General features: G+C 63.2%; 24 protein-coding genes. 18 read left to right on the forward strand and 6 right to left on the reverse strand.

Annotated features, from left to right (window positions below):
- Positions 1 to 147 precede the first annotated feature (147 nt).
- Positions 148 to 852 carry a glutathione S-transferase N-terminal domain-containing protein gene (locus GWG65_RS10000; protein ID WP_275195350.1) on the forward strand — a complete coding sequence of 235 codons (705 nt, stop codon included), beginning with the start codon at positions 148 to 150 and terminating at the stop codon, positions 850 to 852.
- Here GWG65_RS10000 and GWG65_RS10005 read toward each other — a convergent pair whose 3' ends face one another.
- From GWG65_RS10005 to GWG65_RS10015, 3 genes are all read right to left on the reverse strand, one after another.
- Positions 853 to 1,635, reverse strand: a complete 783-nt coding sequence (locus GWG65_RS10005) for a sulfite exporter TauE/SafE family protein (RefSeq protein WP_275195351.1) — start codon at positions 1,633 to 1,635, stop codon at positions 853 to 855.
- Positions 1,636 to 1,638: 3 nt separating this feature from the next.
- Positions 1,639 to 2,271 carry a TetR/AcrR family transcriptional regulator gene (locus GWG65_RS10010; RefSeq protein ID WP_275195352.1) on the reverse strand — a complete coding sequence of 211 codons (633 nt, stop codon included), beginning with the start codon at positions 2,269 to 2,271 and terminating at the stop codon, positions 1,639 to 1,641.
- Between the two features lie 201 nt (positions 2,272 to 2,472).
- On the reverse strand, positions 2,473 to 2,844 hold the full coding sequence (locus GWG65_RS10015; protein WP_275195353.1) for a tRNA-binding protein: 372 nt from the start codon (positions 2,842 to 2,844) through the stop codon (positions 2,473 to 2,475).
- A gap of 109 nt (positions 2,845 to 2,953) precedes the next feature.
- On the opposite strand from GWG65_RS10015, the gene GWG65_RS10020 reads away from it, so the two are divergent.
- Positions 2,954 to 3,307, forward strand: a complete 354-nt coding sequence (locus GWG65_RS10020; RefSeq protein ID WP_275195355.1) for an ArsC family reductase — start codon at positions 2,954 to 2,956, stop codon at positions 3,305 to 3,307.
- Positions 3,308 to 3,337: 30 nt separating this feature from the next.
- Here the strand turns inward: GWG65_RS10020 and GWG65_RS10025 are convergent, their stop codons facing one another.
- On the reverse strand, positions 3,338 to 4,018 hold the full coding sequence (locus GWG65_RS10025) for a hypothetical protein (protein WP_275195356.1): 681 nt from the start codon (positions 4,016 to 4,018) through the stop codon (positions 3,338 to 3,340).
- Between the two features lie 318 nt (positions 4,019 to 4,336).
- Here GWG65_RS10025 and GWG65_RS10030 point away from each other — a divergent pair, with 318 nt between their 5' ends.
- From GWG65_RS10030 to GWG65_RS10060, 7 genes are all read left to right on the forward strand, one after another.
- Positions 4,337 to 5,092, forward strand: a complete 756-nt coding sequence (locus tag GWG65_RS10030) for an ABC transporter ATP-binding protein (RefSeq protein WP_275195528.1) — start codon at positions 4,337 to 4,339, stop codon at positions 5,090 to 5,092.
- Positions 5,085 to 5,831 (forward strand): ABC transporter ATP-binding protein, encoded by a 747-nt coding sequence (locus GWG65_RS10035; protein WP_275195357.1) that lies wholly within the window; start codon positions 5,085 to 5,087, stop codon positions 5,829 to 5,831. Before GWG65_RS10030 ends, GWG65_RS10035 begins: the two co-directional genes overlap by 8 nt.
- 51 nt (positions 5,832 to 5,882) lie before the next feature.
- The gene (locus GWG65_RS10040) at positions 5,883 to 7,106 is read left to right on the forward strand and encodes an ABC transporter substrate-binding protein (protein ID WP_275195359.1); all 1,224 of its coding nucleotides are present in this window, start codon (positions 5,883 to 5,885) and stop codon (positions 7,104 to 7,106) included.
- Between the two features lie 60 nt (positions 7,107 to 7,166).
- Entirely contained in the window at positions 7,167 to 8,036 is an 870-nt protein-coding gene (locus GWG65_RS10045; RefSeq protein WP_148745061.1) for a branched-chain amino acid ABC transporter permease, read from the forward strand.
- Position 8,037: 1 nt separating this feature from the next.
- Complete coding sequence (locus tag GWG65_RS10050; RefSeq protein WP_275195361.1) at positions 8,038 to 9,006, forward strand: branched-chain amino acid ABC transporter permease; 969 nt, start codon at positions 8,038 to 8,040, stop codon at positions 9,004 to 9,006.
- Between the two features lie 156 nt (positions 9,007 to 9,162).
- The gene (locus tag GWG65_RS10055; RefSeq protein WP_148745066.1) at positions 9,163 to 9,807 is read left to right on the forward strand and encodes a DUF47 domain-containing protein; all 645 of its coding nucleotides are present in this window, start codon (positions 9,163 to 9,165) and stop codon (positions 9,805 to 9,807) included.
- A 98-nt stretch (positions 9,808 to 9,905) separates the two neighbouring features.
- The gene (locus GWG65_RS10060; protein ID WP_275195362.1) at positions 9,906 to 10,913 is read left to right on the forward strand and encodes an inorganic phosphate transporter; all 1,008 of its coding nucleotides are present in this window, start codon (positions 9,906 to 9,908) and stop codon (positions 10,911 to 10,913) included.
- On the opposite strand, the gene sugE is transcribed toward GWG65_RS10060, so the two are convergent.
- On the reverse strand, positions 10,906 to 11,214 hold the full coding sequence (gene sugE / locus GWG65_RS10065; RefSeq protein WP_275195364.1) for a quaternary ammonium compound efflux SMR transporter SugE: 309 nt from the start codon (positions 11,212 to 11,214) through the stop codon (positions 10,906 to 10,908). The two genes, GWG65_RS10060 and sugE, sit on opposite strands and share 8 nt — an antisense overlap.
- Positions 11,215 to 11,370: 156 nt before the next feature.
- On the opposite strand from sugE, the gene GWG65_RS10070 reads away from it, so the two are divergent.
- The 9 genes from GWG65_RS10070 to GWG65_RS10110 all read left to right on the forward strand — a co-directional run bounded on the left by GWG65_RS10070 (position 11,371) and on the right by GWG65_RS10110 (position 21,331).
- Positions 11,371 to 12,990, forward strand: a complete 1,620-nt coding sequence (locus GWG65_RS10070) for a peptide chain release factor 3 (protein WP_275195365.1) — start codon at positions 11,371 to 11,373, stop codon at positions 12,988 to 12,990.
- A gap of 57 nt (positions 12,991 to 13,047) precedes the next feature.
- A complete protein-coding gene (locus tag GWG65_RS10075) occupies positions 13,048 to 14,025 on the forward strand; it encodes an ABC transporter substrate-binding protein (RefSeq protein ID WP_275195367.1) in 978 nt (325 codons plus the stop codon).
- A 165-nt stretch (positions 14,026 to 14,190) separates the two neighbouring features.
- Positions 14,191 to 14,769 carry a hypothetical protein gene (locus GWG65_RS10080; protein WP_275195529.1) on the forward strand — a complete coding sequence of 193 codons (579 nt, stop codon included), beginning with the start codon at positions 14,191 to 14,193 and terminating at the stop codon, positions 14,767 to 14,769.
- A gap of 220 nt (positions 14,770 to 14,989) precedes the next feature.
- Positions 14,990 to 15,574: an NnrU family protein gene (locus GWG65_RS10085; RefSeq protein WP_275195368.1), complete on the forward strand. Its 585-nt coding sequence runs from the start codon at positions 14,990 to 14,992 to the stop codon at positions 15,572 to 15,574.
- A gap of 76 nt (positions 15,575 to 15,650) precedes the next feature.
- Entirely contained in the window at positions 15,651 to 17,246 is a 1,596-nt protein-coding gene (locus GWG65_RS10090) for a class I adenylate-forming enzyme family protein (protein WP_275195369.1), read from the forward strand.
- A 172-nt stretch (positions 17,247 to 17,418) separates the two neighbouring features.
- Positions 17,419 to 18,072, forward strand: coding sequence for a type 4b pilus protein PilO2 (gene pilO2 / locus GWG65_RS10095; protein ID WP_275195371.1), 654 nt, complete (start codon positions 17,419 to 17,421; stop codon positions 18,070 to 18,072).
- A 30-nt stretch (positions 18,073 to 18,102) separates the two neighbouring features.
- A complete protein-coding gene (locus GWG65_RS10100; RefSeq protein ID WP_275195372.1) occupies positions 18,103 to 18,645 on the forward strand; it encodes a hypothetical protein in 543 nt (180 codons plus the stop codon).
- A gap of 50 nt (positions 18,646 to 18,695) precedes the next feature.
- On the forward strand, positions 18,696 to 20,078 hold the full coding sequence (der, locus tag GWG65_RS10105) for a ribosome biogenesis GTPase Der (RefSeq protein ID WP_148745083.1): 1,383 nt from the start codon (positions 18,696 to 18,698) through the stop codon (positions 20,076 to 20,078).
- Positions 20,075 to 21,331 (forward strand): TCR/Tet family MFS transporter, encoded by a 1,257-nt coding sequence (locus GWG65_RS10110; RefSeq protein ID WP_275195374.1) that lies wholly within the window; start codon positions 20,075 to 20,077, stop codon positions 21,329 to 21,331. Before der ends, GWG65_RS10110 begins: the two co-directional genes overlap by 4 nt.
- Before the next feature lie 141 nt (positions 21,332 to 21,472).
- Here the strand turns inward: GWG65_RS10110 and GWG65_RS10115 are convergent, their stop codons facing one another.
- Positions 21,473 to 22,696, reverse strand: a complete 1,224-nt coding sequence (locus GWG65_RS10115) for an ABC transporter substrate-binding protein (RefSeq protein ID WP_275195375.1) — start codon at positions 22,694 to 22,696, stop codon at positions 21,473 to 21,475.
- Between the last annotated feature and the right edge of the window lie 98 nt (positions 22,697 to 22,794).

Raw genomic sequence — 22,794 nt, forward strand, 5'->3', positions numbered from 1 at the left:
GCGATACTGCATACGCCACAAGTCAACTGCTGCGGCCGTTATGACTCGAATTTGGCGACGGAAGATCGTGTGAAGGCTGCTCGGCCTTGTGTCATTCGCAGGCCGGCCTAGATTAGGCCGCGTCTCACGAACCAGGCCGGGGTCTCAATGTCCGATCTTTCCACCTATCCCATAGCCGGGCGCTGGCCGGCCATGCACCCCGAATTGCTTCAGCTCTATTCGCTGCCAACCCCGAACGGCGTCAAGGTCTCGATCATGCTGGAGGAGATCGGGCTGCCTTACGAGGTGCATCTCGTCGATTTCGGCAAGGATGACCAGAAAACGCCGGAGTTCCTCTCGCTCAATCCGAACGGCAAGATCCCGGCGATCCTCGACCCCAACGGCCCGGGTGGCAGGCCGCTGCCGCTGTTCGAGTCCGGTGCGATCCTGCAATACCTTGCGGAGAAGACCGGCAAGCTTCTGCCGCAGGATGCCGCGCGCCGCTACCAGACCATCCAATGGGTGCATTTCCAGATGGGCGGCATCGGGCCGATGTTCGGCCAGGTCGGCTTCTTCCACAAATTTGCCGGCAAGGAGTTTGAGGACAAGCGGCCGCTGCAGCGCTATGTGGACGAGTCCAAGCGCCTGCTCGGCGTGATGGAGACGCATCTGTCCGGCCGGCAATGGTTCATGGACGACGACTACACCATCGCCGACATCTCCACGCTCGGCTGGGTGCGCAACCTAATCGGATTTTACGGTGCGGGTGACCTCGTCGAATTCAGCCAGTTCAAGTCGGTCGCTGCCTGGCTCGAACGCGGGCTGGCGCGTCCGGCCGTACAGCGCGGGCTCAACATTCCCAAGCGGCCGTAACTAGGTCAGAGCCTTGTAGGTCATGTAGAGGGCCATCAGTGAGATCAGCCCGATCATGATCCGGCGTAGTACCGATTTGCTGACAGCATTGGCCATGCGTGCGCCAAGATCGGTGCCGACCCAGAGGCCGGCAAGAATGCCGATGATGGCGGGCCAGCCGACTACGAGTCCCTTGCTCCAGTAGATCGAGGCCGCCGGAATATTGGTCGGGATGATCGAGAAGATGAGGCTGACGAGTTGTGCCTGATGCTGCGGCACGCGCAGGCCCGCCGCGAGGCCGACCGTGATCGCGAGTCCACCGCCGATGCCCATGAAGCCTGATGAAAAGCCGGCAAGTGTGCCGATGAGGAGCAAAGGGAGCCAGGGCAGTTCGGTTTGACCGCTGGCCTCGCTGCTCTGGCCTTTGCGTTCGCGGCGCGAAGCCAGCAGTGCGACCAGCGCGACGAGGTAGAAGGCGTAAGTCCATTGCAGGAACGAGTCGGAGACCGCCGCCGCGGCATAGCCGCCGATTCCGCCGCCAACCAGAAATCCGACGCCGATCCAGATGATCCATTGCAGCGGGCTACGATTGCCGCTCTGCCAATAGCGGCGCACGCCAACGAGGCCCGTCGGAGGCACCTGTGCGATCAGCGACGTGCCTTGGGCCACATGCTGCTCCGCGCCAAGCAGTAGCACGGAGAAGATCACGAGACCGCCACCTGGACTCGTGCCCGTCAAGCCGGATGCCAGCCCTCCAACCAGACCGACGCCGGCGCCGGCGAGCAGTTCGAGGATCACGGACATCGCTCACGCCCTGGTTCGTCGCCCGACGTCCGGCTTCGTCGTGCGAAATCCTTCGATTACGCTAGCGACGGCCGCCATGCAGGCCTCAACGTCAAAGTCCTCGTCCCAGCACTTTTGCAGCACAAAGCCCTGGAAGATCGCGACCAGCACGCGCGCGACCGCGTCGGCGCCGAGGTCGCGCTTGATGAGTCCATCGTGCTGGGCGCGCTCGACCAGCGCGACGATCAGCGCGCGCGGCATATCGATGCCTTCGACGACGCTGGCGCGAATGCGGCGGTTGCGCAGCGCTTCGGCCCAGCCGTGAATGCCGACGCGTCGCCGCGCTTCACCGGCGGGATCGGTGAGCCATTGTGCATAGACGCGGATCAGCGCGTGAAGGCCTTCAATAGGATCGCCCGATCCCCTTGCAACCGAGTTGAGCACAGCTTCGCGGCGGTGCCGGTCGTCGGCGAGGGCCTCGATCAAATCGTCCTTGCTCTGGAAGTACAGGTAAACCGCGCCCTGGCTCATCCCCGACCGCTTCACGATGTCGGCCATGCCAGTCTGGTGAAAGCCGTTTTCGGAGAAGCAGGCGAGGGCCGCCTCGAGGATCTGCTGCCGGCGGCTTTCGCGCTTCTTTTCGCTGATCTTGGGCATCGGGCCGTCCGCAAATAAACGACGATTCGATCGTTTTAGAGATTCTCAAGCAACCGGCTGGCACAGCCGCAAACAAATAAAAAACGATCGATCAGTCGATTTTATAGGCCGAAAATGTTTTTGTCAAGCCGGACGGCCTGAGCCGCGGAAGGGTTGGCAACTGGTGGGCCCGAGCGACGGCCCGGTCCCTGAACTCGCAAGCTAAAACAGCCGCCCGCCGTTCGGGACGGGCTTGACCGGCTGGACCAGCACGACCTTGCCGTCGGCGTCGGGGAAGCCGAGCGTCAACACCTCCGAGACGACCGGCCCGATCTGGCGCGGCGGGAAATTGACGACGGCGGCGACCTGTTGCCCCACCAGCGTCTCAAGCGGATGATTTTCCGTGATCTGCGCCGAGCTCTTGCGCACGCCGATGGCAGGACCGAAGTCGATCCACAGACGCCAGGCCGGCTTGCGCGCCTCCGGAAACGGCTTGGCGTCGACGATGGTGCCGACGCGGATATCGACCGCGAGGAAGGCGTTGAAGTCGATGATCGGTGACGTAGCCGCGCCGGGATCGTGGGTGACGTGCATGGTATGTCCGCTCAAGGGGTTCGAAAGCTTCGTTCGCAATATTGTGGCGCCAGGCGGAGTTTCGTACAACGCCACGACACCACGATACGACGCATGCGCGAGGAACGTCTTGCCCAACATCATCTACGGCATCAAGAACTGCGACACCATGAAGAAGGCGCGCGCCTGGCTCGATACGAATGGCGTCGCCTACGCGTTTCACGACTACAAGACCGCGGGCGTGGAGAAGGATAAGCTCAAGCAGTGGAGCGACAAGCTCGGCTGGGAGACGCTGCTCAATCGCGCCGGCACGACCTTCAAGAAGCTGCCCGACGCGGACAAGGAAGGCTTGACCGAAAAGAAGGCGCTGGCGTTGATGCTAGCGCAACCATCGATGATCAAGCGGCCGGTGCTCGAAATCGGAGGCAAGCTGCTGGTCGGCTTCAAGCCGGATATCTATGCGAAGGAAGTCCGCGCCAAGTAGCGCGAAGGCCTAACCAGTTAGGGCAAAGGTCTAGTTCAGCTCGATGATCTCCGTGGCGACGCCAGGACCGGACTGCTCCTCAAATTCCACCACATCGGCAGCCGCGATGCGTCCGGGCGTGCGGTGAAAGAGGTCGCGGTCGATCAGCGCGTGTACTTTCGGGCGCGGCAGCGCGTCATTTCCGCGCATCAGATTTTTGATCTCGAAGCCGCCGTCCTCGCAGAAGGTCTTGAGCGATGCGATGATGTGGCAGACCTTGCTGTCGGTCTGAAACGGCAGCAGCAGCCGTTCATACGCGACGATACGCCCATAGATGTCGTCGACGTCGGCTACGCTGTAGACCGGGAGCCCACGCGCCACGCATTCATAGTAGATGGGCATTACAAAGGGCACGAGTCGTGGCCCGATATAGTCGTCGAGCAGAACGCCCTTGCCGGTGTGTCCATAGGCGCGCGAGATGCGCGTGCCTTCGCTCTGGATAGTCAGGCGCGGCGTCGGCGTCGAATGGTCCACCGTATAGTAGATGAGGTCCGACAGCTCTTCCTCGAGCCGCGCAGGCTGATACTCCCAGATCGCCGGCGCGATCTGCTGGCGCGCATAAAGTCGCAGCCACGTGTTCAGCAGATCACGCTGCCTGATCGACTTCACGGCGGCGGGAGCGGCGCTTGCAAAATCCAAAACAATATTCCCGGCGATAAAAACCCCGGACATGATCCCAGTTGCGGGAAAATCTTCTATGAAGGCTGGCGCACGGAACGAAAGACCGTTAACGACGGCTTGATGACCGGTGCTTTGCGAACCGGGAGGCCGGGCAGGCGCGACGTCGAAACACCTCCGACTAAGGGAGCATTTGGATCCCGACCGGAGGCCAGATCTGCTCAGCTTTCCGCCTTGCCTAACCCCCGTCACCTCCGGCATATTCCGCGCCCGGAGGCGGCGTTCCGGGATGGCTCCAAGGCCCCCGGAACGTCGAAGCAACAAGGACAGCCACGCGCGGCCAGCGCGTCGTGCGGGCAGGGGGAAATCTGTTTGGCCGATGAGTTCATTCTCGAAACGGAAGGTTTGACCAAGGAGTTCGCGGGCTTCTTCGCCGTCCGCGACGTCGCGCTCAAGGTTCGCCGTGGAAGTATTCACGCGCTGATCGGCCCGAACGGGGCCGGCAAGACGACGTGCTTCAATCTTTTGACCAAGTTCTTGAAACCGTCCGCCGGGAAAATCCTGTACAAGGGACAAGACATCACGGCGATGGCGCCGGCCGACGTGGCCCGCATGGGACTTGTGCGCTCGTTCCAAATCTCGGCGGTGTTTCCGCATATGACCGCGCTGGAAAACGTCCGCGTCGCGCTGCAGCGCCAGCAGGGCAGCTCCTTTGATTTCTGGCGCTCCAAGTCCGTGCTCAACCGCTTCAACGAGCGCGCGCGTGACTTGTTGAACGATGTCGGCCTCAGCGAGTTTGCCAATACGCCGGCGGTCGAGATGCCCTATGGACGCAAGCGCGCACTTGAGATCGCAACCACGCTCGCGCTCGACCCCGAGATGATGCTGCTGGACGAGCCGATGGCGGGCATGGGCCACGAGGATATCGACAAGATCGCGGCGCTGATCAAGCGCATCTCGGCGAAGTACACCATTCTGATGGTCGAGCACAACTTAAGCGTCGTGGCCAATCTCTCCGACATCATCACCGTGCTGACGCGCGGGCAGGTGCTCGCACAGGGACATTACTCCGAGCTCACCAAGGACGAGCGCGTCAAGGAAGCCTATCTGGGAGCCGGTCATGGCTGAGACTGCGATTGCGGAAGCTCCGGCACTGGCTGCCACCGGCGGCAACATCCTTCAGGTTCGCAACCTGGAAGCCTGGTATGGCGAGTCCCACATCCTGCACGGGATCGATTTCGACGTGAACGCGGGCGAGGTCGTCACCCTGCTCGGGCGCAACGGCGCGGGCAAGACGACCACGCTGAAGTCGATCATGGGCATCATCGGCAAGCGCACGGGCTCTGTGAAGTTCAACAACGAGGACATCATCCGCACCACCTCGGACAAGATCGCGCGAATGGGTATCGCGTTCTGCCCGGAAGAGCGTGGAATTTTCTCCAGTCTCGACGTGCGGGAGAACCTGTTGCTCCCGCCGGTGGTGCGTGCAGGCGGACTGCCGCTCGAACAGATATTCGATCTGTTTCCGAATCTGAAGGAACGGCTCAACAGCCAGGGGACCAAGCTGTCGGGCGGTGAGCAGCAGATGCTCGCGATCGCGCGTATCCTGCGCACGGGGGCGAGCTTCCTGATGCTGGACGAGCCGACCGAGGGCCTCGCGCCCGTCATCATCCAGCAGATCGGCCACACCATTGCGCGGCTCAAGAAGGAAGGCTTCACGATCCTTCTGGTCGAGCAGAATTTCCGGTTCGCGTCCACCGTTGCCGACCGCTACTACGTGGTCGAGCACGGCAAGATCATCGATGGGTTTGCCAACGCTGATCTCGCCGCCAACATGGACAAACTCCACACCTATCTCGGCGTCTAGAACCGCCAAAAGAAGTTAGAACCATCGAGAATATTTAGAGAGGGAAGCTGCATGAACACCCGGCCAATCGCTTCATTTCTGCTCGGCACCGCGCTGGCGCTTGCCGCGACAAGCGGCGCGATGGCGCAGGACAAGACCATCAAGGTCGGCGTGCTCACCGACAACTCCGGGCTCTACGCCGACCTTGGAGGTCCCGGCTCGACGCTGGCCGCGCAGATGGCGATCGAGGATTCGGGGCTTGCAGCCAAGGGATGGAAGGTCGACCTCATCTCCGCCGACCATCAGAACAAGCCCGACATCGGCACCGCGATTGCGCGGCAGTGGATCGATGTCGAGAAGATCGACGTCTTCATGGACGTGCTGAACTCCGGCGTCGCGCTGGCGGTGAACAATGTCGTCAGGGAAAAGAATGCGATTCTGATCGACACGGGCGCGGCGACGTCCGATCTGACCAACGCGCAATGTTCGCCGAACACGATCCACTGGGTCTACGACACCTACATGCTGGCCAACAGCACAGGACAGGCGCTGGTGAAGGCCGGCGGCGACACCTGGTACTTTCTGACCGCCGACTACGCCTTTGGTCATGCGCTCGAGCGCGACACCGCTGCGGTGGTGGTCAAATCAGGCGGCAAGGTGATCGGGAGCGTCAAGCATCCGCTCAATACCGCGGACTTCTCCTCGTTCCTCCTGCAGGCGCAGGCGTCGAAAGCCAAGATCATCGGTATGGCGAACGCCGGTGGCGACACCACCAACACGATCAAGCAAGCGGCGGAATTTGGCATCGTCGCAGGCGGCCAGAAGCTCGCGGGGCTTCTGCTGTTCATCACCGACGTCCATGCGCTCGGATTGAAAGTGGCGCAGGGGCTGAACTTCACCGAAACCTTCTATTGGAATTTGAACGACGGCACCCGGGCCTTCTCCAAGCGTTTCTCCGAGCGCATGAAGAACAAGGCGATGCCATCGATGGTGCAGGCCGGCGTCTATTCGGGCCTGATCCATTATTTCAAGACGCTGGAAGCGTTGGGTGGCAATCCGCACGATGGTGCCAAGGTGGTCGCCAAGATGAAGGAAATGCCGACGGACGATCCACTGTTCGGCCAAGGCACGATCCGCGCGGACGGTCGCAAGCTCCATCCCGCCTATCTGTTCGAGGTCAAGAAGCCCGAGGAATCCAAGGGACCGTGGGACTACTACAAGCTGATCGGCACGACGGCGGCCGACCAGGCTTTCAGGCCGCTCTCGGAGAGCGCCTGTCCGCTGGTGAAGAAGTAATGCCGACAGCGCCCGCTGGCGGGCGCTGTCAACAACAAAATGGGACCGGGTGCGGGATCGATGCAGGCTCTTTACGCTCAGCTACTGGTGGGATTGATCAACGGCTCGTTCTACGCGCTGCTCAGTCTCGGGCTTGCCGTGATCTTCGGCATGCTCAACATCATCAATTTCGCCCATGGCGCGCTCTACATGATGGGCGCGTTCGTCGCCTATTTCCTGCTCAACAATGATTATCTCAGCATTGGCTATTGGCCGGCGTTGATCGTCGCGCCGATTGTCGTCGGCATTTTCGGCATGATCCTGGAGCGGACCATGCTGCAATGGTTGACCGGGCTCGATCATCTCTACGGCCTGCTGCTCACCTTCGGCATTGCGCTGATCGTGCAGGGCGTGTTCCAGAACTACTTCGGATCGTCGGGCCTGCCTTACGCCATTCCGGATCAGCTCAAGGGCGGCATGAATCTCGGCTTCATGTTCCTGCCGGTCTATCGTGGCTGGGTCGTGGTCTTCTCGCTGATTGTGTGCATCGCGACGTGGTTCCTGATCGAGAAGACGCGGCTCGGCGCTTATCTGCGCGCCGCGACCGAGAACCCGACGCTGGTGCGCGCCTTCGGCATCAACGTGCCGCGCATGATCACGCTGACCTACGGTCTCGGCGTCGGCCTTGCCGCGCTGGCCGGCGTGCTCTCGGCGCCGATCAATCAGGTGCGGCCGCTGATGGGCGCCGATCTCATCATCGTCGTGTTCGCGGTGGTCGTGATCGGCGGCATGGGCTCGATCATGGGGTCGATCATCACCGGATTTGCGCTCGGCGTGATCGAGGGCCTGACCAAGTATTTTTACCCCGAGGCCTCCAACACGGTCGTGTTCGTGCTGATGGTGCTGGTGCTGCTGGTGAAGCCAACGGGATTGACGGGAAGGGCGGCCTGACATGACAGTCTTGACGGACGATACGCTGCCGGTGACCCCGCGCGCGATGCGCGACGAGATGATCGTGTTCGTGGTGATGGCGCTGCTGCTGGCCGCGGTGCCATTCAGCGGCCTCTATCCGTTCTTCGTGATGCAGGCGCTATGCTTCGCGCTGCTCGCCTGTGCCTTCAATCTTCTGATCGGCTATGGTGGCCTTCTGTCGTTCGGTCACGCGATGTTCTTAGGCACGGCCGGCTATTGTAGCGCGCATGCGCTGAAGGTGTGGGCGCTGCCGCCGGAGCTCGGCATCCTCGTCGGCATCGCCGGCGCCTTCGTCCTCTCCATCGTGACCGGCTACATCTCGATCCGTCGCCAGGGCATCTATTTCTCGATGATCACCCTGGCGCTGTCGCAGTTGCTGTACTTCATCTACCTCCAGGCGCCGTTCACCCATGGTGAAGACGGCATCCAGGGCATTCCCCAGGGACGCATGTTCGGCGTCTTCGATCTCACGAAGCCGACCGTCCTCTATTATGTCGTGCTGGTCGGTTTCCTCGCCGGCTTCCTGCTGATCTACCGCATCATCAACTCGCCGTTCGGTGAGGTTCTGAAGTCGATCCGCGAGAACGAGCCGCGTGCGATCTCGCTGGGTTACCGGACCGACCAGTACAAGTTCCTGGCCTTCGTCCTGTCGGGCACGCTGGCCGGCTTTGCCGGTGCGCTGAAAGTCTTCGTGGCGCAGAACGCCTCGCTCACCGACGTGCACTGGTCAATGTCGGGCGAAGTGGTGCTGATGACGCTGGTCGGCGGTCTCGGCACCATCTTCGGACCCGTGGTCGGCGCCTTCGCCATCATCGCCATGCAGCAATATCTGGCGGGCTTCGGCCAGTGGGTGACGGTGATCCAGGGCTCGATCTTCGTGATCTGCGTGCTCACCTTCCGCCGCGGCGTGGTCGGTGAGATCGCGCATTACTTCCGGCGTTCGCTCTAAGTCACTGATATGGTGCTGGTTTTGTCGGCGTGTGAAAGCGGTGGATGATCCGGCGCTGCGGGCGTGAGATGGCACGCGCGCGGAACGAAAATGGTTTATGACAGTTTCGTGACGGCCCGGTCGGGCCGGGCCATTTCCAACCGGTAGCCTCTCCCCATGATGCGTTGGTTTCGCGCTTTCCTGCCCAAGGAAGAACGGTTCTTCGACCTCTTCGACCGCCATGCCAAGACCGTGATCCAGGGCTCCATCGCGCTCCAGGGGATGCTGAATGGGGGCGAGGAGACGCCGGTCTATTGCCAGCGCGTCAACCAGTTCGAGAACGATGCCGACAACATCACCCGCGAGGTGCTGACGGCGGTGCGCCGCACCTTCATCACGCCGTTCGACCGCGGCGACATCAAGAACCTGATCACCTCGATGGATGACGCCATCGACCAGATGCAACAGACGGCGAAAGCCGTGATGCTGTTCGAGGTCCGCACCTTCGAGCCGCCGATGCGGGAGATCGGAGGCCTCTTGATCGAATGTGCCAACCTGGTCGGACGCGCGCTGCCGCTGATGCAGGCGATCGGTCAGAACGTCGCCATGCTGACGGCGATCACGGAAGAACTGGGCAAGCTCGAAGGCCGCGTCGACGATCTCCACGACATCGGTCTGAAGGAGTTGTTCCTGAAGCACCGCGACGGCAGTGCAATGAATTTCATCGTCGGTGCCGAGATCTACGACCACCTCGAAAAGGTGGCCGATCGCTTCGACGACGTCGCGAACGAGATCAACAGCATCGTCATCGAGCAAGTCTAGAGCATGATCCGGAAAAGTGTGCAGCGGTTTTCCTTCGCGTCAAACGCAGCAGGCGCTTGCGCGGAGATCATGCTCAAACTTTAAGGCAGGGGCGCGCCGTGGATGCTGCGTTGGGTCTACCCGTCCTGGTCGGACTGATCGCCGTCGCGCTGCTGTTCGACTTCCTGAACGGCCTGCATGATGCCGCCAACTCGATCGCGACCATCGTCTCGACCCGCGTGCTGCGGCCGCAATTTGCGGTGTTCTGGGCCGCGTTCTTCAATTTCGTCGCCTTCATGGTGTTCGGGCTGCATGTCGCCCAGACCATCGGCACCGGCATTATCGATCCCGCGATCGTCGATGCGCAGGTGATCTTCGCAGCTCTCGTCGGCGCCATCGTCTGGAATGTGGTCACCTGGGCCCTCGGCATCCCGTCATCGTCGTCCCATGCCCTGATCGGCGGGCTCGTCGGCGGCGGCATGGCCAAGGCCGGGATTTCGGCGGCGGTGTGGAGTGGATTAAGCAAGACCGTGCTGGCCATCGTGCTGTCGCCGCTGGTCGGCTTCCTGCTTGCGATGATCCTGGTTGCGATCGTGTCCTGGGCCTCGGTGCGATCGACGCCGTTTGCGGTCGACCGCGCCTTCCGCATCCTGCAATTCGCCTCCGCCTCGCTTTATTCGCTCGGCCACGGCGGTAACGACGCGCAAAAGACCATGGGCATCATCGCGGTGCTGCTTTATTCGCAGGGCCATCTCGGCAGCGAGTTCTTCGTACCGTTCTGGGTGGTGCTGTCCTGCCAGGCGGCGATGGCGATGGGCACGCTGATGGGGGGCTGGCGCATCGTCCGCACCATGGGGTTGCGCATCACGAAACTGACGCCGATGCAGGGGTTTTGCGCCGAGACCGGCGGCGCGGCGACCCTGTTCATGGCGACCTATCTCGGGGTGCCCGTCTCGACCACCCATACCATCACCGGCGCCATCGTCGGCGTCGGCGCTGCCCGCCGCGTCTCGGCGGTGCGCTGGAACGTCGCAAGCTCGATCGTCTATGCCTGGGTCATCACGATCCCGGCCTCCGCCATCGTCGCGGCGTTGACCTGGTGGGCGGTCAGGATTTTCGTCAAGTAACCAGCTTCAGCCGAACAATGCCGGCGACGATCAGTCCGATGCTGGCGAGGCGAAATGCGGTCGCTGGCTCGCCGAACAGGATGATGCCGAGCGTCGCGGTGCCGACTGCACCGATCCCGGTCCAGATCGCATAGGCGGTTCCAATCGGAAGCGTCTTCAGCGCGAGCCCAAGCAGGATGATGCAGCCGGCCATCGCCGCAAGCGTGAGGACGGACGGAACAAGCCTGGTAAAACCCTCGGTGTATTTGAGGCCGATGGCCCAGTCCAGCAGGCCGGCGACGAACAGAATGCTCCAGGCCATGACGACCCTCCGCTCAGGCAGGGTCGTCCCCGCGTGTGATGCACTGATGGGCGGGAAGGGCGTCCTTCCCGCGGGCGATATGGGGCTGGCTGGAAGCCTCCGCAATCACCAAATGAGGCTTGCCCGGGCCCCTTTTCCCTGCCAAACGCTGCCGCCATGTCCGACATCGCCATATCAGCCGAATCGCCGGCCCGTTCCCCGCTTGCCGCTGAAGTGTCGCGGCGGCGAACCTTTGCGATCATCTCGCACCCCGACGCCGGCAAGACCACCCTGACCGAAAAGCTCCTGCTGTTCGGCGGCGCCATCAATCTCGCCGGCCAGGTCAAGGCCAAGGGCGAGCGGCGCAACACGCGCTCGGACTGGATGAAGATCGAGCGCGAACGCGGCATTTCGGTCGTGACCTCCGTGATGACCTTCGAGTTCGAGGGGCTGGTATTCAACCTGCTGGACACGCCGGGCCACGAGGACTTTTCGGAAGATACCTACCGCACGCTCACCGCGGTCGACTCCGCCGTGATGGTGATCGACGCCGCCAAGGGCATCGAGGCGCGCACGCGAAAGCTGTTCGAGGTCTGCCGCCTGCGCGACATCCCGATCATCACGTTCATCAACAAGATGGACCGTGACAGCCGCGACGTCTTCGAACTGCTCGACGAGATCGAGAAGACGCTGGCGCTCGACACCACGCCGATGACGTGGCCGGTCGGCCGCGGCCGCGACTTCCTCGGCACCTACGACGTGGTCAGTGGCGGCGTGCGTCTGCTCGAAGGCGGCGGCGCCAAGACCGGCGCGGCACAGCAGATCGAGATTGCCGAACTCGGCAAGCTCAACGCAAACCTCGACGTCTCCGCGGTGAAGGACGAGCTCGAGCTCGTCACCGAGGCCTCCAAACCGTTCGAGCTCGCCGCGTTTCGCGAGGGCCATCTGACGCCGGTCTATTTCGGCAGTGCACTGCGCAATTTCGGGGTCGGCGACCTCCTGGAAGGACTCGGCAAGTTCGCACCGGAGCCGCGCGCGCAGGAGAGCGACCAGCGCAGGGTCGAAGCAACCGATCCGCGCATGAGCGCCTTCGTGTTCAAGATCCAGGCCAACATGGACCCGAACCACCGCGACCGCATCGCCTTTGCCCGGTTGTGCTCGGGCAAGCTGAGCCGCGGCATGAAGGCCAAGCTGGTGCGCACCGGCAAGAGCATGCCGCTGTCGAGCCCGCAATTCTTCTTCGCTCAGGACCGCTCGGTGGCGGACGAAGCCTTTGCCGGAGACGTCGTCGGCATTCCCAATCACGGCACGCTGCGCATCGGCGATACCCTGACCGAGGGCGAGGATTTCAACTTCGTCGGCGTACCGAGCTTCGCGCCGGAAATCGTCCGCCGCGTGCGTCTCACCGATGCGATGAAGGCGAAGAAGCTGAAGGAAGCGCTTCAGCAGATGTCGGAAGAGGGCGTGGTGCAGGTGTTCCGCCCGCGCGACGGCGCACCGGCGCTGGTCGGCGTGGTCGGCGCGCTGCAGCTCGACGTGCTGAAGGCGCGGCTGGATGCGGAATACGCGCTCCCGGTCGAATTCGAGGTGAGCGAGTTCCAGCTTGCGCGCTGGGTCTCCTCGGACGACCGCAAGAAGCTCGACACCTTCATCGCCGCCAACACATCGAGCATAGCCGACGACGTCGACGGCGACCCCGTCTATCTGGCCAGGAACGAATTTTATCTCGGCTATACGCGGGAGCGCGCCGAAGGCATCGCGTTCACCAATGTCAAGGACGTCAAGAAGAAGAGCTAGTGTTTCCCAGATGTTGCCCGTGAAGCACGATGGCAACGTATAGCGAGGTCGGCGGTCATGAGGCGGCGCGATTTCATCATGCTCGTTGCAGGCGCGGCGGCCTACCCGCTTGGCACGTCCGCGCAAGGCAATATGCGGCGAATCGGTGTGATGGCGGGAGGCAAGCCCAGTGACCCGGAAAGCCAGGCCAGCTACCAGAAACTGAGACAGCGTCTAGGTGAACTTGGTTGGGAACAGGGACGCAACATCCAGATCGAATATCGTTGGTGGGCCGGCGATCCGGCTCTTGCGGATGCTCAGGCGGCTGAGCTGGCCGGATTGCGTCCGGACGTGCTCCTGGCAATCAGTACTCCGTCCGTGGAAGCCTTGAAGCGACACGCGCCGACGTTGCCGATTGTCTTCACGGTAGTTGCCGATCCCGTGGGTGCCGGTTTCGTTCAAAGCCTGGGCAAGCCGGGTGGAAACATTACGGGCTTCACAACTTTCGAACCTGAAATGGCTGGCAAGTGGCTGCAACTGCTCAAGCAGGCGGCACCAGAGATACGAAGGGTCGCCGCAGTCTTCAATCCGCGAACAGCTCCCATGATCTTGATGCCGTCCGTGGAAGCTGCCATTCCGGCAGTCCAGCTCCAGCTGGTTCCGGCACCGGCGGACAACGCCACCGAGCTCGAACAGACGATTTCCCGCTTTGCAGAGCAGCCACACGGCGGCTTGCTGATCTTTCCCGACGCGTTTCCACTCGTTCACCGGCAATTGATTCTAAACTTGGCGGCCACCCACCGTCTGCCGGCGATGTATCCGTTCCCTTTCTTCGTCACGGAAGGCGGGCTGATGTCGTACGGAATCTCGATTTCGCATCTTGTCGGTCGCTCGGCGGACTATGTTGACCGCGTCTTGAGAGGAGCGCGTCCGGCAGATTTACCAGTCCAGCAGCCGAATGAATTCCAATTCCTGCTCAATCTCAAGACAGCCAACGCGTTGGGACTGAGTGTACCGCCCACGCTGGTTGCACAAGCGGATCAAGTCGTTGAGTGAAGCAGGTTTGCTGTTCCGACTGAGCCTGCTCCGCCTCGGAGCGGCAACTTTGCATGGGATTGTTTTCCAAATTCTGGCGGCAAGCCCGTCGTCGCATCGCGGCGAGCCTTGACCCCTTCACAACCGTCGCCACCTGTTGTGCAAATGCAATACGGTCTCAGCATCATGTGGCGCGGCATCCTTGTTCTTGTCCTGTTAGGGATATCGACGGCCGCCGCCGACGCGCGGCCCCGTCAGATCAATCCGATTCCATTCTCACATGAGCCGTGTAGTGTTCTCGACAACCGCCCCTGCACGCCGTCCTATTGCAGCGTGCTCGAGGACGGCCCCTGTATTCCCGAGATCGACTATCCCTATGGCCAGAATCTCCAGCTCACCATCGAGAGCGTGCCGTCCGAGGCGGATCGCGCCAAGTATGAAAAGCCGGATCACGACCTCGACACGATCGGCGATCTCTTCGCCGAGTTGCGCACCTGCTGGTCGCCGCCATCAGACAATGCGCGGGCGGGCATGCAGATGTCGGTGCGCTTCAGTTTCAACAAGGCGGGCGGCCTGATCGGTCCGCCGCGCCTGACCTTTGCAACCGCCGGCGTTCCGGCCGCGACCCGAACGACCTATCTCGACGCCATCAACACATCGCTGAAAGCCTGCCTGCCACTGAAATTCACCACCGGTCTTGGCAGCGCACTGGCCGGTCGGCCGATCGCGATCCGCTATGTCGATAATAGGGAGCTCAACAAGTAGTCTCCCACAAGTGGAAGTACCCCCTCATCCTGAGGAGCGCGCTCTTTCGCGCGCGTCTCGAAGGATGCAGGCCCCCGCTGCTGCAGCGCGGCGTCGATGTCTATGGTTCGAGACGGCGCTGACGCGCCTCCTCACCATGAGGAGCTAAAATCCAGCATCGGTTGCGACAAGCTGCCAATCGATGATAGGCCATGTGTGGGCTGGTTAAGGGGAGGATGTCGTGGGTCTGCTGGTTATGATCCTGGGGCTTGCGCTGTTTTTTGCGGCGCATGTGTTCACCACCAAGCGCGAGGCGCGCGCGCAGGCAATCGCGAGACTGGGCGAGGGGACCTACAAGATCCTCTATGCGCTGGTATCGCTCGCGGGTCTCGCGCTCATCATCTGGGGCTTTGCGCATTATCGGGCGACCGGCTGGATCGACGTCTGGTACCCGCCGAAGGCAATGAAGCACGTCACGATCGCGCTGATGCTGCCCGCCGTCATCCTGGTGGTCGCCTCATATCTGCGCGGCCGCATCTATGCGACGTTGAAGCATCCAATGCTCGCCGGTATCAAGCTGTGGGCGGTGGCGCATCTCCTGGCCAACGGCGATCTCGGCTCCATCGTCCTGTTCGGCTCGTTCCTGGGTTGGGCGGTGTATGACCGCATCTCGCTGAAATATCGCACCGACGCCGGCGCCCCGCCGATTCCGGTGGGCGGTGTCACCAATGATTTGATCGCGATTGCAGTCGGCGTCGTGGCCTATCTGGCGCTGGCTTTTGCGTTCCATCCCGTCGTGATCGGTGTTCCCGTTATAGGAGTTTAGCTCCAGCCGATCAGCGCAAGACAGGACCGCGCACCCATGCGCGGAAGGTGACAAGCAACGAGCTCATGGCATTCCAATGGACTGGTCGCAATCTCAGATCCCGCCGATGCGGCTCGAGGCGCGCTTTGGCGATCGGGTGGTGCCGGCATTCGCTGAGCGGCCGGCCAGCATCTGGGCGATGATTGCGGAGGCTTGCGCCGGCAATGCCGATGGCGAAGCGCTGATCTGCGGCGATGTCCGATTGAGCTGGCGGCAGGCGGTGGAGCACGCGGCGCGGATCGCGGCGGGCCTGCGAAAGCTCGGCCTGCAACGTGGCGACCGCGTTGCAATCCTGCTTGGCAACCGCATCGAATTTCCGCTGATCCTGTTTGCCGCCGCGCATGAGGGCCTCGTTACGGTCCTGCTCAGCACGCGCCAGCAGAAGCCGGAGATCGCCTACGTGCTCGCCGACTGCGGCGCCAAAATCCTGATCCACGAAGCGGCGCTTGCCGAGCGGCTGCCCGATGCGCGCGATGTTCCCGAGGTGATCCATCGCATCGCCATCGACAACGCTCCGCAGCTCTCGGGTTTCGCGGTGCTCGCAGACAATGCACCGGCGCCGGCGCCGGTCGATGTCAGCGAGGAAGACACCGCGATGATCCTCTACACCTCGGGCACGACGGGAAAGCCGAAGGGGGCGATGCTTGCCCATTGCAACATCGTCCATTCCTCGATGGTGTTCGCGTCCTGCCTGCAATTGACGGCGGCGGATCGTTCGATCGCGGCGGTGCCGCTTGGCCATGTCACCGGTGTCGTCGCCAACATCACGACCATGATCCGCTGCGGCGGCGCGCTGATCATCATGCCGGAGTTCAAGGCCGCGGAATATCTCAAGCTCGCCGCGCGCGAGCGTGTCACCTACACGGTGATGGTGCCGGCGATGTACAATCTCTGCCTGCTCCAGCCGGAATTCGATGCTTATGATCTGTCGAGCTGGCGCATCGGCGGTTTTGGCGGTGCGCCGATGCCGGTCACAACCATCGAGAAACTCGAGACAAAAATTCCCGGTCTCAAGCTGATGAACTGCTACGGCGCGACCGAGACCACGTCGCCGTCCACGATCATGCCGGGCGAGCTGACGGCAAGCCACATTGATAGCGTCGGCCTGGCCTGTCCCGGTGCGCGCATCGTGACGATGGGGACGGACGGGCGCGAGCTGCCGTACGGCGAGATCGGCGAGCTCTGGATCCAGAGCGCCTCCGTCATCAAGGGCTATTGGAACAACCCGAAGGCCACCGCGGAAAGCTTCACTAGCGGCTTCTGGCATTCCGGCGATCTCGGCTCGGTCGATGCTGACGGCTTTGTCCGCGTGTTCGACCGCCAGAAGGACATGATCAACCGCGGCGGCCTGAAGATCTATTCGGCCGAAGTCGAGTCGGTGCTGGCCGGCCACCCCGCCGTGGTCGAGAGCGCGATCATCGCCAAACCATGCCCCGTGCTGGGCGAACGCGTCCACGCCCTGGTTGTGACGCGCGCCGCCGTCGCGGGCGACGAGCTGAGGGCCTGGTGCGCAGAACGGCTGTCCGACTACAAGGTCCCCGAAACGATCACTGTCACCGCCGAGCCTCTGCCGCGCAACGCCAATGGCAAGGTGCTGAAACGGCAGCTGCGGGAGCTTCTGGCCGAAATTTGAACCGGCAAGGCGGGGCTCCGGAATTTCCCGGGCCGTGGGTTAACGCCTTGATCGGGCTTGCTTTGCCTTGCCACCGCCATATCGATAGGCTATCGCCGCCGCGACGTGGGGAACGGGTTTTTGACGCGAACGATCTGGCGCGCGCTCCCGGTCGGGCATGGGATTGGCTTAAGTGGCTGAATTATTTGACGAAGTCGACGAGGAAGTACGTCGCGACCAGCTCAAGAAGCTGTGGGACAAGTATTCGATCTACTTCATCGCGCTGATGGTGCTGATCGTCGCCGCCGTGGGTGGCTGGCGCGGTTACCAGTACCTGGAGACCAAGAAGGCTGCCGAGGCCGGCGCCGCCTTCGAGAAGGCTGTCGAGCTGTCCGAACAGGACAAGCATGCCGAGGCCGAGGCGGCTTTCACCGATCTCGCCGCCAAGGCTCCGTGGGGCTACCGCACGCTGGCGCGGCTGCGCGCCGCGGCTGAGGCGTCAGCCCGCGATCCGAAGGCTGCCGCGAAGATGTACGATGATATTTCCGCCGACCGCGGTGTCGGCGCCGAGTGGCAGGATCTGGCGAAGGTCCGCGCGGCGGGCTTGCTGCTCGACAGCGCGAGCTATGCCGACATCCAGCAGCGGCTGGAGGCCTCCGCCGCGCCCAAGTCGACATTCCGCCACAGCGCCCGCGAGATGCTGGCGCTATCGGCTTGGCGCAACAACGACATGACCGCAGCCCGCAAATGGCTCGACGCGATCGCCGAGGATGGCGAAACGCCGCCGGGCCTGCGTTCGCGCGCCGAGGCGCTCCAGGCCCTGCTGCCGCCCGTCGCCAAAAGCTGACGGCCCCGAGAGCTGAGACGAGACAACGATATGCGCCGCACGCCACGCTTGATCGCAGCCGCCGTCCTGATCGCCTTCACGGGCCTCCTGGGCGGCTGCTCCAGCTTCGACCCAAGCGACATGCTCGACTTCCTCGACACCAAGAAGAAGCTTCCGGGCGACCGCAAGCCGGTATTCCCCGAGGGGGTGCCGGGCCTCGAGCAGGGCGTGCCGCGGGATATGTACAAGGGCGCGCAGCAACAGCCGGATCCGAACGCCGCCGTTGCGGCTGCGCCTGTGGCGCCGCCGCCCGAGCCGGCCCCATCGTCCAAAGCCACCAAGGGGAAGAAGTCGAAGCAGTCGGCCACCGTCGCGCCCGCTGAGGCGCCGGCCGGCGAAGTCGACGGCGAGGCTCAGCCCGAGGCAGCGCCGCCCACGGCCGCTCCCCCGCCCAGGCAGAAGATCGTCCGCAAGCGCACCACCGCGCCGCCGCCGGATCAACCCGTTCAGCAGGCGCAACCAACCCAGACCACACAGCAGCAATCGCAAGGCGGCTTCCCGGCGCCGCTGCCGAGCGGCAGTTTCTCGCGCTGATATTTTTCACTGCATTGACAGACGCGGCTCCGGCAGCGCACGAATGACCGATGCCCTTCACAATTGCCATCATCGGCCGGCCCAATGTCGGCAAGTCGACGCTGTTCAACCGTCTGGTCGGACAGAAGCTCGCGCTCGTCGATGATTTGCCGGGCGTCACCCGCGATCGCCGCGAAGGCGGGGCCAGGCTCGGTGACCTCGAATTCACCATCATCGATACCGCCGGCCTCGACGAGGGCGCCAAAGGTTCGCTGACTGCGCGCATGCAGGAGCAGACCGAGACCGCGATCGCGCAGGCCGACGCCCTGTTCTTCGTGGTCGACGCGCGCGCCGGCCTGACGCCGAACGACCGCGCCTTTGCCGATTTCGCCCGCCGCGCCAACAAGCCGGTGCTGCTGGTCGCCAACAAGAGCGAGGGCAAGCATGGCGATGCCGGCGCCATGGAGGCCTTTGCGCTCGGCCTCGGCGATCCCATCCAGATCTCGGCCGAGCACGGCGAGGGCATGGGCGAGCTCTACGACGCCCTGGCCCGGCTGATGCCGGAGCCCGTCGACGAGGATGAGGCCGAGGACGACGAGCCGTTGACGGAGGAAGAGGCCGCGACGCGCCCGATCCGGGTTGCCATCGTCGGCCGGCCCAACGCCGGCAAGTCGACGCTGATCAATCATCTGCTCGGCGAGGAGCGCCTGCTGACGAGCCCGGAGGCCGGCACCACGCGCGATTCCATCGCGGTCGAGATCACCTGGAAGGGCCGTGAATTTCGGGTGTTCGATACCGCAGGCCTGCGCCGGCGCTCGCGCATCGAGGAGAAGCTGGAAAAGCTCTCGGTCGCCGACGCATTGCGCGCGGTGCGATTTGCCGAAGTGGTCGTGATGACGATGGATGCGCAGAACCGCTTCGAGGAGCAGGATTTGCGCATCGCCGACCTGATCGAGCGCGAAGGCCGCGCGATCGTGCTCGCCGCCAACAAATGGGACCTGATGGAAAGCAAGGGCGGCGGCGCCATCTCCGGCTTGCGCCGGGATGCCGACCATTTGCTGCCGCAGGTCAAGGGCGTGCCGATCGTCGCCGTCTCCGGCCTGATGGGCGAGGGCATCGATCGCCTGATGCAGGCGATCCAGGACGCCTACGCGCTCTGGAACAGGCGCATCTCGACCGCGGCCTTGAACCGCTGGTTCGAGGAGGCGGTCCAGGCCAATCCGCCGCCGGCCGTGTCCGGCCGCCGCTTGAAGCTGAACTACATCACCCAGACCAAGGCGCGCCCGCCGAGCTTCGTGCTGTTCTGCTCGCGCGCGGACGCCGTACCGCAGTCATATCTGCGCTACCTCACCAATTCGCTGCGTGAGGCCTTCGATCTGCCGGGCACGCCGGTGCGCATCACCTTGCGCGAGAAGGCCAATCCCTTCGCGCACAAGCGCAAGCGGCCGTCGTGAGCGAACCGGCTGGCGAGGCGATAGCGCCAGGCGCTGCGCCGATCCGGCGCGGTGCCGTCGCCTTCATCTTCGTCACCATCCTGCTCGACATGCTCGCGCTCGGCGTGATCATGCCGATCCTGCCGAAACTGATCGAGAGTTTTGTCGGCAACGACACCGCGCATGCGGCCGAGATTTTTGGACTGTTCGGCACCGCCTGGGCGCTGATGCAGTTCGTGTTCTCGCCGCTGCTGGGTGCGCTATCGGACCGCCTCGGACGGCGTCCGGTGGTGCTGCTGTCGAACTTCGGGCTTGCCGCAGACTATGTGCTGATGGCGCTCGCGCCGTCGCTGGTCTGGCTGTTCGTCGGCCGTGTCATCTCCGGCATCACCTCCGCCAGCATCTCGACCGCGTTCGCCTATATCGCCGACATCACGCCGCCGGAGCGGCGTGCGGCGGTGTTCGGCAGGATTGGAGCTGCCTTCGGCGCCGGTTTCATCCTCGGTCCGGCGCTGGGCGGCCTGCTCGGCGACATCGATCCGCGGCTGCCGTTCTGGGCATCGGCTGGCTTGAGCTTCGCCAATGCGCTGTACGGGCTGTTGATCCTGCCGGAATCGCTGGCGCCGGAGAAGCGCGCGGCGTTCCGCTGGAGGAGCGCCAATCCGATCGGGGCGTTGAACCTGTTGCGTTCCAACACGGTGCTGGCCGCGTTGTCGGTGGTCAATTTCATCGCTCAGGTCGCGCATGTGGTGCTGCCGTCGACCTTCGTGCTCTATGCGACTTATCGCTACGGTTGGGATTCGAAGACGGTGGGACTGACGCTGGCGATGGTCGGCATCTGCGCCATGGTGGTGCAGGGGCTGGCGATCGGCCCGATCGTGCGCGTGCTTGGTGAGCGGAATGCGCTGCTGCTCGGCCTGTGCTGTGGTGCGACCGGCTTCATGATCTTCGGCGGTGCGTCGACCGGACCGCTATTTTGGCTGGGCATTCCCGTGATGTCGCTGTGGGGCATCTCGGGCGCCGCCATGCAATCGCTGATGACGCGGCTGGTTGCGCCCGATCAACAGGGCCAGTTGCAGGGCGCGACCGCGAGCGTGCAGAGCGTGTCGCAGCTCGTCGGCCCGTTCCTGTTCACGCTCACGTTCGCTTATTTCATCGGCAATGGCGCGCCGCTACATCTGCCCGGCGCGCCGTTCTTGCTTGCGGGTGTGCTGATGCTGGTATGCGTGGCGATCGCGATGCGGACGCCGGCTGCGGCAAAATCAGAACGGTAGGGTGGGTTAGCCCCGCGCTGCGCGAAGCGCAGTCGCTCGGCGTAACCCACCATTTCTATCGTTGCACGAGAAGAGGTGGGTTACGCCAGCGGACTGCGCTTCGCGCAGCCGCGGGGCTAAACCCACCCTACGATTTCCCGGTTACTTCTTCACCAGCGGGCACTCGCTGTCCTTGAGCGGCTTGGCGGCGTCTTCAGGCGCGATGGTGGCCACCAGCTTGTAGTAATCCCACGGCCCCTTCGACTCTTCCGGCTTCTTCACCTCGAACAGATAGGCCGGGATGAGGCGGCGGCCGTCGGCGCGCAGCGGGCCCTTGCCGAACAGCGGATCGTCGGTCGGGATCTCCTTCATCTTGGCGACGACCTTGGCGCCGTCATGCGGATTGCCGCCGAGCGCATCCATCGCCTTCAGGTAATGCAGGACGCCGGCATAGAGGCCCGCAACCGTCATGGACGGCATCGAGCCCTTGGGCGAGACCTTCTGGAAGCGCTTCGACCATTCGCGGGTCTGATCGTTGAGATCCCAATAGAACGACTCGGTGAAGGTGAGGCCCTGCGCGGTCTTCAAGCCGAGCGAATGCACGTCGTTGATGAACAGCAGGAGCGCTGCAAGCTTCTGGCCGCCCTGAACGATGCCGAATTCGGAGGCCTGCTTGATCGCGTTGGTGGTATCGCCACCGGCATTGGCGAGACCGACGATCTTGGACTTCGATGACTGAGCCTGGAGCAGGAAGGAGGAGAAATCAGCCGTGTTGAGCGGGTGCTTGACGCCGCCGAGCACCTTGCCGCCATTGGCGGTCACGACCGCGCTGGTGTCGCGCTCCAGCGCATGGCCGAACGCATAATCGGCGGTCAGGAAGAACCAGCTGTCGCCGCCGGCCTTGGTCAGCGCCTTGCCGGTGCCGTTGGCCAACATGTAGGTGTCGTAGGTGTAGGAGACGGTGTTGGGCGTGCAGGCCTTGCCGGTGAGGTCGGCGGTGGCCGCGCCCGAATTGAGCAGCACCGAGTTCTTTTCCTTGACGAGGTTGTTGACCGCGAGCGCCACGCCCGAGCTCGGCGTGTCCGAGATGACGTCAACCTTGTCGTTGTCGATCCATTGCCGGGCGATGTTGACGCCGATGTCGGGCTTGTTCTGGTGATCGCCCGAGAGGACCTCGATGGTCCAGCCCTTGGCCTTCAGGCCGGAATCTTCGACCGCCATTTTCACCGCGGCCACCGAATTTGGTCCGCCGATATCGGCATAGAGGCTCGACATGTCATTCAACACGCCGATCTTGACGGTCTTGTCCTGGGCGTAGGCGGATGTTGCAAAACCGAAGGTGGCACAAGCCAGAAGCGCCGCAGTGCGGCGCGCGAGCGTCGTCATAAAAGGTTTCCTCCATTGTCAAATATGCGGACGGCTCTCTTGGACGGAGCCCTGTTCCAGCTGATGGCTCTAGCGTGTCCCGCGGTCCGCGGCAATGC

The organism is Bradyrhizobium sp. CSA207, assembly GCF_029051685.1.
Lineage (GTDB): Bacteria > Pseudomonadota > Alphaproteobacteria > Rhizobiales > Xanthobacteraceae > Bradyrhizobium.

Coding starts and splice junctions, on each gene's coding strand:
- GWG65_RS10050 (WP_275195361.1), top strand. CDS start 8,038: ATGACAGTCTTGACGGACGATACGCTGCCGGTGACCCCGCGCGCGATG.
- GWG65_RS10070 (WP_275195365.1), top strand. CDS start 11,371: ATGTCCGACATCGCCATATCAGCCGAATCGCCGGCCCGTTCCCCGCTT.
- der (WP_148745083.1), top strand. CDS start 18,696: ATGCCCTTCACAATTGCCATCATCGGCCGGCCCAATGTCGGCAAGTCG.
- GWG65_RS10005 (WP_275195351.1), bottom strand. CDS start 1,635: ATGTCCGTGATCCTCGAACTGCTCGCCGGCGCCGGCGTCGGTCTGGTT.
- GWG65_RS10035 (WP_275195357.1), top strand. CDS start 5,085: ATGGCTGAGACTGCGATTGCGGAAGCTCCGGCACTGGCTGCCACCGGC.
- GWG65_RS10015 (WP_275195353.1), bottom strand. CDS start 2,844: ATGCACGTCACCCACGATCCCGGCGCGGCTACGTCACCGATCATCGAC.
- GWG65_RS10075 (WP_275195367.1), top strand. CDS start 13,048: ATGAGGCGGCGCGATTTCATCATGCTCGTTGCAGGCGCGGCGGCCTAC.
- GWG65_RS10010 (WP_275195352.1), bottom strand. CDS start 2,271: ATGCCCAAGATCAGCGAAAAGAAGCGCGAAAGCCGCCGGCAGCAGATC.
- GWG65_RS10000 (WP_275195350.1), top strand. CDS start 148: ATGTCCGATCTTTCCACCTATCCCATAGCCGGGCGCTGGCCGGCCATG.
- GWG65_RS10080 (WP_275195529.1), top strand. CDS start 14,191: ATGTGGCGCGGCATCCTTGTTCTTGTCCTGTTAGGGATATCGACGGCC.
- GWG65_RS10115 (WP_275195375.1), bottom strand. CDS start 22,696: ATGACGACGCTCGCGCGCCGCACTGCGGCGCTTCTGGCTTGTGCCACC.
- GWG65_RS10055 (WP_148745066.1), top strand. CDS start 9,163: ATGATGCGTTGGTTTCGCGCTTTCCTGCCCAAGGAAGAACGGTTCTTC.
- GWG65_RS10045 (WP_148745061.1), top strand. CDS start 7,167: ATGCAGGCTCTTTACGCTCAGCTACTGGTGGGATTGATCAACGGCTCG.
- GWG65_RS10040 (WP_275195359.1), top strand. CDS start 5,883: ATGAACACCCGGCCAATCGCTTCATTTCTGCTCGGCACCGCGCTGGCG.
- sugE (WP_275195364.1), bottom strand. CDS start 11,214: ATGGCCTGGAGCATTCTGTTCGTCGCCGGCCTGCTGGACTGGGCCATC.
- GWG65_RS10090 (WP_275195369.1), top strand. CDS start 15,651: ATGGACTGGTCGCAATCTCAGATCCCGCCGATGCGGCTCGAGGCGCGC.
- GWG65_RS10025 (WP_275195356.1), bottom strand. CDS start 4,018: ATGTCCGGGGTTTTTATCGCCGGGAATATTGTTTTGGATTTTGCAAGC.
- GWG65_RS10100 (WP_275195372.1), top strand. CDS start 18,103: ATGCGCCGCACGCCACGCTTGATCGCAGCCGCCGTCCTGATCGCCTTC.